This window comes from Arthrobacter sp. MYb221 (assembly GCF_002979835.1).
GTDB lineage: Bacteria > Actinomycetota > Actinomycetes > Actinomycetales > Micrococcaceae > Glutamicibacter.
The window spans coordinates 1-12,018 of the sequence record NZ_PCPW01000006.1 but is presented as its reverse complement, the minus strand read 5'-3'; the positions used below and the strand labels follow the sequence as shown (position 1 = coordinate 12,018).

Sequence of the window (12,018 nt, the reverse complement as noted above, 5' to 3'; positions counted from 1 at the left end):
CGAAGCCGTGGCCCGTTGGAAGCAGGGAAAGCTGCCACGGGCCACGGATTATCGCTCAAGGATCTATTTGTTATCGCTGGGGTAGTAAAGACGTGAAACTACCTCGGCCACACATCCTGGCTTTTTCATTTCGCCGCCTAATTCTTGTTCGACGGTGATCTGAACTACCGACTGCGCCCAGTGCTCGGCACGTTCCAGGGACAACAGCTTCACCCGGCCGCGCACCCGCGAATTAACCAGCACCGGTGCTGGGTAGCGGACCTTGTTTGAGCCGTAATTCACACCCATTGCCACCCCATTGACCTCATAGGCTTCGAATTTGAACCCCGAAACTAAGGACAACGTCAAGTAGCCATGCACCAAGGTAGCACCGTAGGGACCAGCAGCGGCCCTCGCGGGATCGGTATGGATCCATTGATGGTCATTAGTCACCTCAGCGAAGGAGTTAATGTCGTCCTGGGTAATGGTCCGCCAATCGGTCACACCTAGTTCTTGTCCGACAGCTTGCTCGAACTCGTCGATGCTTTCAAAGATTTTCATGCCTTCGGGCCACCGGCCACATAGAGCACCTGGCCGGAGACGAAACCAGCCTCATCATTGGCGAAAAATGAGACGGCGTTGGAAATGTCCGTTGGCTTCCCCGAACGGCGTACCGGAATCTCGGCCGCGCGTGCCGCGGTAAAGTCTTCAAAGCTCATCCCCATACGCTCGGCGGTTGCCGCCGTCATCTCTGTTTCAATGAATCCGGGGGCAATCGCGTTGGCGGTGACACCGAAGGGGCCAAGCTCCAATGCCAAGGTCTTGGTGAAACCCTGTAAGCCGGCCTTGGCCGCCGAGTAATTAGCCTGGCCGCGGTTTCCCAGGGCCGAAGTGCTGGAGAGGTTGATGATTCGACCCCATTTGGCTTCCACCATATATTTCTGCGTTGCCCGGGACATCAAAAATGAGCCACGTAAGTGGACATTCATGACGAGATCCCAATCGCTGACCTGCATTTTAAAGAGCAGATTGTCTCGGATAATTCCTGCGTTATTTACCAGCACGGTGGGGGCGCCCAATTGCGCTGCAACCTCTTCCACCGCCGTATTAACCGATTCTTCATCAGACACGTCCGCTTTGATGCCCAACACCTTGTGTCCCTGAGTGCTGAGTTCTGCGGTGATGCTTTTAATGCCCTTTTCATCCAGATCGATGATAGCGACGTTCATCCCATCGGCGGCCAGCCGGCGAGCCACTTCAGCTCCGATGCCACGTCCTGCGCCGGTAATAATTGCCGTGCGTTCTACATCAGTCATGATCAGACCTTCTTTCTGCCTGCCGGCAGGATTAGTGTGTAAAAAGTGTTTTTAGCGGTAGGTAACCCAAGTGCTCGGTAGATGCCCGTGATCGTTGAAACTGACCAAGGTGGTTCCGGACGAACCTGAAACGATCTTGCTGACTCCCGAATTGACTGTGACGCGGTTCAAAGCGAGCCACTGGTCAAAGCCGCCGTTGATAAGTTGCGCCGCGGTCCACGCGATCGCCCCGGAGCTGGAGACAACGACGGCGCTCTGCCCGGATCCTAAACCCGTCAGGGCAGTGGATAAAGCGGTCCCAACACGTGTGGTGAAATCCGTGAACGTTTCCGCATAGTCTTCATCGTGTGCTCTCGAAGCCCAGCGTGTTGAAGACTTTTCGAGGATCCGCTGGAAAGCCCGGCTGTCGGTCTTAGCTTTTGGATCCTGCTCGGGGTACGCCTCAATGACGTTGGTAGCACTGAATTCATCCCACCCGGTATCGGTAGTCACCGGCAGATCCCACCCGGCAGCACCGATAATCTCCTGCAGGGTTTGCTGTTGGCGAACCATATTCCCGGTCAGAACCCGCGAGGGGCTGATATTCAGAGCGCGCAGCTGATCGCCCAGTGCTTGTGACTGCTGGTGACCGCGCTCAGAAAGCAGGTCATAGTTCTGGGAACCGAAGGATGCTTGTCCGTGACGGACTAAATATAGGACGCTCACATTCAGGACGCTATCGTCAAAACTGGCCAATGAGTACCCTTAGCGGGGCTGTGGAACGAACTAGGGGGAATACCCTACGCCTTGGGTGGATCACTGCGCGGGAGCCGAGCGATAGATTGGTGCGCAAAGTTCCTTCTTGCCAAGGAAAACGCCATCATGCTGAGGAGCCCCTGGTGAATAACCCAACCGAACACGACGTGTTACTGACCGAAACCATAGGCGACGTGCTTGTCTTGAGCATTAACTCGATCGCCACCCGCAATTCAGTGGGACCAGAATTTTTTCGCCAGGCTACCCTAAGCATCAAGGCTGCCGGAGCCAACAACAGCATTGGTGCCATTGTGCTGACCGGCGCTGGCGGGTTCTTTTCTTCCGGCGGTAACTTGAAACAGCTGGAGCTGATCGGCCAGGCCACCGCGATGGTTCGAAGGGCCCGGCTTGAATTGCTGCATGAGCTGATTCGCGAGATTAAGTCATGCCCCAAACCCGTGATCATGGCGGTTGAAGGTGGCGCCGCCGGCGCGGGAATGTCCTTAGCGCTCGCCGGTGATCTACTGGTATCGAGCAACACCGCTTTTTTCAGTGCCGCCTATATCAAGGCGGGGCTGAGTCCAGATGGTGGCCTGACAGCTTCTCTCGCCCGGTGCCTGCCACGTCAGTTGTTCACCGAACTATGTCTGCTGGGGCAACGCATCGAGGCAAAACGCCTGTATGGGCTGGGAGTGGTGAACGTACTTACCGAACCGGGGGATGCTAAGCGGGCCGCTGTGGCACTGGGAGAACAGCTGGCTCTCGGTCCCCAGCGAGCGACCGCGAGGATTCTGGAGTTGTGTCGTAGCGCTATCGCGAACAGCTTTGAACAGCAGCTGGAAGCCGAGGCCCAAGCGATGGTCGCAAGCTTGGTGGATACCGAGTCATCGGAGGGGGTTGCAGCGGTGAGGGAGCGCCGCCGGCCTGACTTTAGAAGTTTGCGTCGCTAATGCCGACGTATCACCGTGATCGGTACTTCAACTGTCGCAATCGATGTGAGTTCTTGAAATAAGAACATCGTTGGAAGTGCAAGGTCTCCGCAAATCATGAATCAGCAATGGATTACCGCTAGTTAACAAGCGAAATCGCTGGGTCCCATGATTTGCCGGGGAACGTATAATCTAATAAACCCAACGTGTCAAGGCTCGCATCTTTGGGCATGTTCTTAGCTGCGATTGGAGGGACTGGGGCGATTCGCTGCGGGCGCCCTCGTTGCTAATGTGGTGTGCGTTACATGATCTGGCTCATTTTGTTCTCGGTATTGATCTGAATTTTCGCGTTACCGTCAGGACCTTTAAGAAGACGTGCAACTTACGAAGCGACGATGAACCGAGAACAGTGAAGAGGTGTATCCCTTGTCAGTACCTGCGATGCTAACCGGTAACACGAAAGTGGCCAAGACGCCCACAAACAGCAAGAACTGGGGTCTGGTAGTGCTGCTGCTGATCTTCTTCACCATGAACTTCGCAGATAAAGCTGCCGTGGGACTTGCCAGCGAACAGATTCGCGAGAGCATGAATTTGAACGCGGCACAGTATGGCATGCTGTCCAGCGCATTCTTTTGGCTCTTCGCCGTTGGCGCGGTGGTACTAACGGCAATACTTAAACGAATTTCTTACAACTGGGCCGCGGGTATCTTGATGCTCACCTGGATCATGAGCATGCTTCCGATTACGGTACCGACGACTTTTGGTGTTCTGCTGACAAGCCGTATCCTTTTGGGATTCTTCGAAAGCCCGGCGCACGCCTTGGTCCAGTCGATCTTGCATGAACGTTTTCCGCCGGAGAAGCGTGCTCTTGCCGGCGCTATCGTTAACTCCGGTTCATCCGTTGGCCCCTTGCTTGCCGCCCCGGCGCTTACCTGGGTTATTTTGACTTGGGACTGGCACGCCTCATTCATCCTCTTGTCGGCTATCAGCATTCTTTGGCTCATTGTTTGGATGGCTCATGCCGACAAACTGCCGTTCTTCAAGCCAAAAACCACGGCGCACGCAAAACAAGACGTTTATGACAGCAACGCCGATATCAACGTTCCATTCAGTCGCCTGCTGATGTCCCGCAGCTTCTGGGGGCTGGCCGCCTTGTCTTTCTCCGGTTATCTCATTAGTTCGTTGAAGGTAACCTGGCTTCCCTCGTTCCTCCACGAGGGACTTGGATACAGCAGTGAAACGGTGGGCTTGCTTGTCCCGATTCCTTATGCGGTGGCGATTATCATCCTCATCTCGGCGGGTGTAATTTCTGGACGTCTGTTGAAGAAAGGCTATTCTTCCCGGGTGGCAAGGTCCTATTTGACCGCAGGCTTCTTGCTGTTCTCCGGAGTATGCATGATGCTCTTTGCCGAGCTTCCCCCCGGACCGCTCCAGCTGGTGATGGTAGTGGCCGCTTTCTCGATCAACTCGGTGGCATTTACCGTCGGGTTTGCTGGAGCATCGGATTTCTTGCCAGCGCGTCAACGCACAGCTTTCTTCGGTTGCATCATTGCCGTGTATAGCCTGGCTGGAATGATCGCGCCCCTAGGGCTGGGAATTATTGTTGAACTTGCCGCCACCCCAACAGAGGGGTATGCCAACGGCTTCTTCGTAGTGGGCATCTTGATTTGCATCTTTGGTGTCATCGGCGGTCTGCTGCTGGATCCCGCCAGAGAACGCGAACGGTTGCTATTGCTCACCAAAAAGTTTGAGGCAGAAAACGCACTACGCGGTTAAATACCTTCGTTCAACGCTCCCAGAGCATTGCGCATATTCCCTAGCCTGACGCACTCAACCGTAGGCGAACTCTTCCCGACAGAAACGACGATTCATGACAGATTTTCTTGATTACCCGGATTACCTTTTACTGGATGCAGAGCTCAGTGATAATGATCTAGCACTCAGAGATCGTGTGCGTTCTTTCGGATTGCAGCGCATCGAACCGGTCATCAATGAGTATTGGGAACGAGCAGAATTCCCCCATGAACTCATACCTGGGTTGCGTGATCTTGGAATCGTTGGCACCTTCATTCAAGGCTATGGCTGCCCCGGATTCACCCGTCACGCTGCGGGAATTGTCGCTCGTGAAATGGGACGTATTGATGGATCAGTCAATACATTCTTGGGGGTGCACTCCAACCTGTGCATGGGATCCATCTACATGCTCGGTAATGAAGAGCAACGCCAAAGGTGGCTGCCAGCGATGGCGCGCCTAGAAAAAACTGGGGCTTTCGCACTTACCGAACCAAACCACGGCTCAGATTCAGTCTCACTGGAAACATCGGCCCGTCGAGAGGGAGCTGTTTGGGTTCTCAACGGCCACAAACGCTGGATCGGCAACGGGCATGAAGCCGACGTGATAGTGCTTTACGCGCGCGACGAAGCAGATGGAAACGTCAAGGCATTCATCGTGGAACGAAGAGAAAACGGCCACTACCCTGACGGTTACCGCCCCACTCCCATAGCCGGAAAGATGGCCAAACGAGCTATCTTGCAAGCCGATATTCTCATTGAAAATCTCCGCGTACCTGCCGAGAACCAGCTGGAGCACTGCGAATCCTTCGCTGGAGTGAACCGCGTGTTAAAAGCGACCCGAGGCGGGGCTTCGTGGGAAGCAGTAGGGCACGGCATGGCGGCCTTTGAAATGGCAACACGTTATGCCCTGCAGCGTGAGCAGTTCGGTGCGCCAATTGCCAGCTATCAGCTGGTTCAGGAGAAACTCTCCACCATGCTCTCGGAGCTAACGAGCATGCAGTTGATGTGTACTCGCATGGCGCAACTGCAGGAACGCGACGATCTAACCGCAGCAATGGCTTCAATGATCAAGATGACCACCTCACGCAAGGCGCTGATGATGTGCCGTGAAGCCCGTGACATGATGGCAGGCAACGGTTTGCTCTTGGAAAATCATGTGGCACGGCATCTGACTGATATGGAAGTGGTGTCTACCTATGAGGGCACCGATTCGATGCAGGCACTCATTGTTGGACGAGATATTACCGGAATTTCGGCTTTCACTCGGAAACAGTCCAGCAAGTAATTACTGTTCAGACGCCTCCGGTCGGTGTCAGAGTCAGTGACAGGCCCGTGGCGGGAACCCGGATTTTCGGATTCACGATATGGGCTACGACTCGTTGCTGTGGTTGCGTGAGAAGTTAACTTGCATATCGATGAATCAGCCGAATGTGGCGTCAGAAGAAATGAGCAGAAGAATTGGCCAAGGTGCGTCAACTGATGGGATATCAGCGGTACGACAGTGTCGAAGAGCAGGATCAGCTGGATCATTTTGGGAGCTGGACCGGATCTGCACGAACCATCTTCTCCCGCAGCAGAAGCTGCTGCACAAGACTCGTAAAGTAGCAAAGGTCATCAAGGCCCACGATAAGCCTGCGACTCCTCACCAGCATGCGGTGCTCCATCCGGCGACGAGGAAGGCAGCACGATGAGGATCTATTTCCCGGAGGTTTTCATCTGACGCAAGGCATCAAGGTTCCCGGTGGCATTGACATGACTCAACGGAGACGCAGTTGAATTAACGGAAATTGATAATAGGGGGCTTCGAGAGTTGATCTGTCATCCCTCGAAGCCCCCATTATGCAGAACTAGATGTTCCGCGCCATTTAGCTTTTGACCGCCAGCACTGGACAGTCAGCCTCAATCAAGATGCGCTGAGCGATGCTTCCCATCAGTAGTTTGCCCACTCGTGAGCGTTTACGCAGCACAAGACGATCATCGAAACTTCGTTTCCTGTTCGGCTTGAAGCACGGCGTCGGCCGCGTCGTGAACCGCTGCAGGGTGCGCCAGGATGCGCACCGGCACACCGAAATCCATGAGCGTGTTCACGTCGATTCCCAGTTGCTCCTCGGTGACTGGCTCCTTTTCGAGGTTGGCCACGAGCAGGGAGTCGTGGGACTTATGGGCCTCGGCTAAACCGCGCCGGATTGCCGCACGGCCCGAGTCCGTGTTGCTATAACAAGCCAAGATTGCCATGTGTATCTCCTTTTCGAAAACGTGGTGCTACAGCCATGAAGTCAACAGCCCCTGTGGAAGATCAATCGGCAGCAGGGAAGGTAGGGCCAGCATGAGGACGAAGAACACCAGGGTGTAGATAATCGTTGTCTTCAATTTCGCTCTGGCAACCGCAAGCAAGAACGCAGGGATGAAGATTGAAATTGCCGCGAGGTATCCAATGAATCCGGCGAGCAGGAGGAATCCTCCCATCCAAGCGAATGTGCGGAAGGCGAACGAGGCATCCTGCGTCCACCGGGCGCCCCAGCCAAATTTGCCGATTGATGCGGCTGAATCGAACCGCTCGAATGCCGGCCAGTGGTGACAACCGATTCGCTCACCGCGGCGGAACCCGATGAAAGAAGCGCTGTTGCTCCCGTGGAGTGCACGGCGGCTTCACTTGGAGCCGTGGCGTAAAGCGAAGCATCCACTGAAACCTGCTGCCTTGAAGCGAGCACGCGCTTGCGTGAACGCAGCTCTTGAAGCACCAGGACCAGGGCCACGATGACTCCGAGCCAGCCGATGAGTTGCGGAACGAGCCGCGCATCGGGGGAGTAGCTTGCCGAGAGCACCAGCGAAGCGAAGAAAATCACCAGTAGGACAGCGGAGGTCACCAGCGACCAGATCGAGTTCTTCAATGGGGCTTCGGCATCTGGAGCAGCATCTACCAGCTGGTCGTCATCCGCGCTGAGCTTGCGACGAGCACGGAACCACTTGAAGACATTCCAGAGAATTGGAAGGACAAGGATTGCAATGAACACCATGGTGCCAGGACGCAGCATCCAGTCGAAGCCTTCGTAGTGGCTATCGGTCAGGAAGTAGTAGCGCTCCAGCGGGATGGCAAGCACAAAGCCGCTGAGGAAGGGTGCCCGCGGAAAGCCTGTTGACTTCAACAACCAGCCAGCAACACCGAGCAGCAGCATGATCCACAGGTCGCCGATCTAGCCGCTCTCCTGGAAGGAGCCAATCAGTATGATGACTACCAGACCGGCGGCCAAGATGGCGAACGCTACCTTGGTCAGCGAGGACAGCGGGCGTACGGTCAAGAAGCACAACAGCGCGCCGAGTACCGAAGCAATCGCGAAGGACCATGTGATCAGGTACATCAGATCAAAGTGCTCGTTGATGATGCTTGGACCGAGCTGGATGCCGTAGGTCAGCAGCATGCCCAGCAGCATTGCCGAGGGAACGCCACCCGGGATTCCGAACAAGAAGGTTGGAATCAGGTCGCCGACTTCCACCGAGTTGTTGGCGCTTTCCTGGCCAACGATGCCGCGCGGGTCGCCCTTGCCGAACGGGGTCTTGTCTTTTGCGGTGGCTACCGCCTGTCCATAGGCCAGCCAGGTGCCCGCTGTGGCGCCGACGCGCGGAAGATCCGGCCCAGATGCCGATGAGTCCACCGCGCAGTACCTGGCTCCAGTGAGTCAGCCATTCGCGGATGCCCGAACCCCAGCCGCCCTCGACCTTGACCTGCGTGGTGTCTCCGCGGCGCTGCTTCGCCCGCGAAGCGATTTCTGCCAGCCCGAAGACGCCCAGCGCCACCGCGACCAGCGAGAGCCCGTCGCCCAGGAAGAGTGAACCAAAGGTGAAGCGTTCTTCGGCAGTGGTTGGCGAGGTGCCAATCATGCCGACCATGAGTCCAAGAGCACCTGCGGTCAGGCCCTTGATGACATTTCCGCGGGAAAGCACGGCGGCCATCGCCACGCCGAGCACCGTGAGCATGAACAGCTCCGGGCTGGCGAAGGAGAGGACCATCGGACGAGCCGACGGGATGGCCAGGGTCAGGCCGACGGCGCCAATGATGCCGCCTGCCATGGAGGAGAGGAACGCCAGGCTCAACGCCCGTTTGGTTTGCCCCTTTTTCGCCATGGAATAACTATCGAGCATCGTGACCGATGCCGAGGCGGATCCCGGAGCTCCGAGCAGCACCGCGGAAACGGTATCCGAGGTGCGCACTACCGCGAGCGCACCGATGAGCATCGCCAGCGCGGGGGCTGGGTCCATGCCGAAGGTAATTGGCAGCAAGATTGCCACGGAGGCAGTGCCGCCCAGGCCATGAGTAAGTTCCATGACTAAGCCGGCAAGAACCCCAACGAGCAGCATCAGCAGCAAGCTCGGGTCCGTCAGCGAAACCAATGCGGACATTGCAGAATCTAACATTGTTCGCTCCTTAGTGTATTTTTACTCCGTAGGAGTCCTTGAGCAGGCTGGTGACGTAGCTCTTGGTCTCATCACTGACGGTGCAAGCTTCCTTGACGCGCTCGGCAAACTTGTCATCGGCAACGATGGGGTAGCCGCCGAGGATGTCCTCGGCGCGGTCATTGAACTCTTCGTTTTCGGAGAGCTATGCGCCGACTCGTCCAGCAGGTCAAGTGCTTGAACCGGCACCTCAACCGGGGCCCAAAGCCCCTTCTGGTAGGTGTAGGTCAAGCCGAGCAGGGTCCGGTAGGCCTCAAGCTTCGGACCTGCTGGCGCCTCGCCATGGATTTCCTCGTAGGCTTCAACGACGGTTGGCACCTTCGGGAAGTTGGGATCGCGGACGATTTCACCCTGCTCATTGAGCTGGCCGAAGGACATCAGCCCCTTTCGCCGAGCCGTCCTCGGCGATGGGGCGAACGGCCGATGCATAGGAGGAGGTAGTGGTGTAATCAATATCGACATCGCCGCGCTGCAAGGCCAGGTTGACCGGACCTCGGCCCTCGAAGCCAAAGGTCGAGGTCATATCGGCTTCCAGCAGGTCAAAGGCAACCAGAGTGGTCAGATCCAACCCGGTGGCGGCGATTCCGCCGAAGACCAGTGGCTTGTCTCTATCGACCAGGTCGCGCACGTCGTTGATTCCTGTCTCGGTGCGTCCGTAGATCACTCCGCCGGTGCCGTTGACCGTAATTGGCTCCAGCTTGTCGAAGGAGTAGCGCACCACGTCGCGGCCCAAAACCCAGGGCACTACCGTGGTGGCGGTGCTGACCAGAAGCTCGGTTCCGTTCTCATCGGCGGAGGTCGCAAACCGGTTGCTGCCGGTGATTCCTTCGCCACCTGATTCGTTGGTCGGGGCGAAGCCAGGAGTGCCGGGGATCTGGTGGATCAGTTCTTGGCCGATGAAGCGTGCCCAGGTGTCGGTGCCACCGCCTTCCGCCAGGGGGATGACCAGTTCCAGGGTTTCTCCGGCATAGTCGCCGTCCGTGGTGGTTGCTGGTTGGTTCAGCAGTCCTCCGGCAATGAGCATCGTGCCAAGGCCAAGGGCTGCGAACACCCCCACCAAAGCGAGCACCGTGCGCCGCTTATGCGGTGCGGGGTCAGGCAGGTGGGTCTCCTCGAAGTCCGGAACCAGCGGTTCATCGATTTCCACCAGTTCGGAGGTCAGGTGCATCTGCGCCGGGCCGTCTGCTGGGTCCGTGACCGGGTCGAAGCTCAAGGTTGCCTCGGCGAGAAGACGCGCAGTACGCGTGGTTCCCACGACCTCGGAACCTCCGATGCTCCGGTACCAGGTTTCGATGACGCCGGCAGGTGTCTGCAGGCGCAGTCTTTCCTCTGTCGCGCCGCGCAGCAGCGAAGCGATGATAGAACCTGGGGTTCTGGCGGCCAGAGTGAGTCCCACGCTGCCGGTGATGGCCAGCGCCGGGTGCGGCGTACCCATTGAAAGCATCATGACGTTGAAATCGCATTCCGAGCCGGCATCCGGGGCAGCTACGATGGCGAGTTTGGGAATCGCCCGCTGCGCAGAGACGATGTCCTCGGCCAGGCCCAGGCCCAGGCCCATGGCCACGGCCCCGGCGCGGCGGATCCGGTCCAAGCGCGCTAGTTCGGTGGTTGACTCGGTGGTCCAGAGAGAAAAATCCACTTCGCCAAGCGCGGCGTCCTGCGCGCTGATGATGACCACCGGTGCGCCAGCGTCGACCAAGGTGGCTTCGAGATTCTCGAATTGGTCGCCGGCAACCGTTGGCACCTGAAGTACGGTGCGGGCTTCTCCGCTGGGCAGCAGTTTGCCTGTGGTGCCGCCTGCGGGATCCACGAATCCGATTTCCACCGGTTCGCCGGGGAAAGGCACGCCGGGAATGAAAGTATCCGCGGTTCGGTGAGCCGGCGACTGCGGAACGGCAAGCCGCTCATGCAGGGTTTGGCCGGTGTTGGTAGCGCGGATTCTTACGGAGACTTCGCCGTTGGAGGCGCTGACCCAACCGCGGTCGAGTGCATAGGGTGCGATGACCGCAGAGCAGTTACCGCAGTTGCTGCCCCAATCCACCACTGCCTGATCGATGCCAACCTGTGCGAATGAGCTGTCATGATGTTGTACTCGACATCGATGCCGGGTTCGGTGCTCGGGGTGAGGATGACGGCTTTTGCTCGTCGTTGAGCTTCCGCCGCCGATGCCATCAATCTGGCGCGGATCGGGAGAACCGAAGAGGCGAAGCAAAACCTCGTCAACGGTAAAGCCAGGGACTTCGAGTTCGCTTCATTCAAACACCCAGCACTTGCTGGTACCCCCACGCATCCACGTAGCCTTAACTAATCGTTTAATTGGATTCACCTAATCTATCTAGATCATCGCGCCACGCACCGTTTGTGATGTGCCGCACGTCCGTTATGTACTGATGATCCGGTAAAAGTGAATGTATTGGTAGTTACAAAAAATGCATTAAATTGAATCATTGCTGAATTAGCAGACTATGTAGGGGCTGCCGAGGGTCTTATTTGCCTCATGGGTGCGATGAGGATGCCGAATTGCTTGAAAGTTTAGATGTAAATCCAGTAAATGTTGTGATTCTGAAGCAAGCTGAAGTGCTGCTACAAGGAGGCGACATGCTTGACGTGAAAAGATTGCAAATATTGCTCGCAGTCGTTGAGGGCGGATCCGTCACGTCGGCCGCGGATGAGCTTTTCTATACGCCGTCGGGAGTATCCCCAGGGCTCTGGACATCGGCTCCCCATGAATAGTTAGAGTTCCCCGGAATGCTGGGGAAGAATCCACCTCCGGCACTATTAATCCAGTCATTCCTGAGATATAATTAACAAGA

General features: G+C 56.8%; 13 protein-coding genes and 1 pseudogene. 5 read left to right on the top strand and 9 right to left on the bottom strand.

Annotated features, from left to right (window positions below):
• Window positions 1-63: 63 nt before the first annotated feature.
• From CQ015_RS08885 to CQ015_RS08875, 3 genes are read right to left on the bottom strand one after another with little or no spacing between them, the layout of a single operon-like run.
• Window positions 64-540 (bottom strand): MaoC family dehydratase, encoded by a 477-nt coding sequence (locus CQ015_RS08885; RefSeq protein WP_105649924.1) that lies wholly within the window; start codon window positions 538-540, stop codon window positions 64-66.
• The gene (gene fabG / locus CQ015_RS08880) at window positions 537-1,295 is read right to left on the bottom strand and encodes a 3-oxoacyl-ACP reductase FabG (protein WP_105649923.1); all 759 of its coding nucleotides are present in this window, start codon (window positions 1,293-1,295) and stop codon (window positions 537-539) included. The genes CQ015_RS08885 and fabG overlap by 4 nt, the downstream gene beginning before the upstream one ends.
• A gap of 51 nt (window positions 1,296-1,346) precedes the next feature.
• Window positions 1,347-2,000 carry a histidine phosphatase family protein gene (locus CQ015_RS08875; protein ID WP_105650027.1) on the bottom strand — a complete coding sequence of 218 codons (654 nt, stop codon included), beginning with the start codon at window positions 1,998-2,000 and terminating at the stop codon, window positions 1,347-1,349.
• A gap of 173 nt (window positions 2,001-2,173) precedes the next feature.
• Between CQ015_RS08875 and CQ015_RS08870 the strand changes: the two genes are divergently transcribed.
• The 3 genes from CQ015_RS08870 to CQ015_RS08860 all read left to right on the top strand — a co-directional run bounded on the left by CQ015_RS08870 (window position 2,174) and on the right by CQ015_RS08860 (window position 6,038).
• Entirely contained in the window at window positions 2,174-2,980 is an 807-nt protein-coding gene (locus tag CQ015_RS08870) for an oxepin-CoA hydrolase, alternative type (protein WP_219844300.1), read from the top strand.
• A 405-nt stretch (window positions 2,981-3,385) separates the two neighbouring features.
• Window positions 3,386-4,735 (top strand): MFS transporter, encoded by a 1,350-nt coding sequence (locus tag CQ015_RS08865; protein ID WP_219844299.1) that lies wholly within the window; start codon window positions 3,386-3,388, stop codon window positions 4,733-4,735.
• 94 nt (window positions 4,736-4,829) lie between these two features.
• Entirely contained in the window at window positions 4,830-6,038 is a 1,209-nt protein-coding gene (locus CQ015_RS08860) for an acyl-CoA dehydrogenase family protein (protein ID WP_105649920.1), read from the top strand.
• Between the two features lie 580 nt (window positions 6,039-6,618).
• Here the strand turns inward: CQ015_RS08860 and CQ015_RS19590 are convergent.
• The 5 genes and pseudogenes from CQ015_RS19590 to CQ015_RS19340 all read right to left on the bottom strand — a co-directional run.
• The gene (locus tag CQ015_RS19590) at window positions 6,619-6,720 is read right to left on the bottom strand and encodes a universal stress protein (protein ID WP_374955686.1); all 102 of its coding nucleotides are present in this window, start codon (window positions 6,718-6,720) and stop codon (window positions 6,619-6,621) included.
• Window positions 6,721-6,727: 7 nt separating this feature from the next.
• Window positions 6,728-6,988: a hypothetical protein gene (locus tag CQ015_RS18955; RefSeq protein WP_105649919.1), complete on the bottom strand. Its 261-nt coding sequence runs from the start codon at window positions 6,986-6,988 to the stop codon at window positions 6,728-6,730.
• Between the two features lie 131 nt (window positions 6,989-7,119).
• Complete coding sequence (locus CQ015_RS19350; protein ID WP_258138230.1) at window positions 7,120-7,929, bottom strand: hypothetical protein; 810 nt, start codon at window positions 7,927-7,929, stop codon at window positions 7,120-7,122.
• Between the two features lie 18 nt (window positions 7,930-7,947).
• The gene (locus CQ015_RS19345; protein ID WP_258138232.1) at window positions 7,948-8,406 is read right to left on the bottom strand and encodes a tripartite tricarboxylate transporter permease; all 459 of its coding nucleotides are present in this window, start codon (window positions 8,404-8,406) and stop codon (window positions 7,948-7,950) included.
• 34 nt (window positions 8,407-8,440) lie between these two features.
• Window positions 8,441-9,076: pseudogene (locus CQ015_RS19340) on the bottom strand (tripartite tricarboxylate transporter permease); the annotation flags it as partial.
• A 103-nt stretch (window positions 9,077-9,179) separates the two neighbouring features.
• Between CQ015_RS19340 and CQ015_RS08840 the strand changes: the two are divergent.
• On the top strand, window positions 9,180-9,386 hold the full coding sequence (locus CQ015_RS08840) for a hypothetical protein (protein ID WP_105649918.1): 207 nt from the start codon (window positions 9,180-9,182) through the stop codon (window positions 9,384-9,386).
• A gap of 174 nt (window positions 9,387-9,560) precedes the next feature.
• Here the strand turns inward: CQ015_RS08840 and CQ015_RS19335 are convergent, their stop codons facing one another.
• A complete protein-coding gene (locus CQ015_RS19335; RefSeq protein WP_374955685.1) occupies window positions 9,561-11,417 on the bottom strand; it encodes a PrpF domain-containing protein in 1,857 nt (618 codons plus the stop codon).
• Between the two features lie 386 nt (window positions 11,418-11,803).
• Here CQ015_RS19335 and CQ015_RS19585 point away from each other — a divergent pair, with 386 nt between their 5' ends.
• The gene (locus tag CQ015_RS19585) at window positions 11,804-11,938 is read left to right on the top strand and encodes a LysR family transcriptional regulator (RefSeq protein ID WP_374955690.1); all 135 of its coding nucleotides are present in this window, start codon (window positions 11,804-11,806) and stop codon (window positions 11,936-11,938) included.
• Window positions 11,939-12,018 lie beyond the last annotated feature (80 nt).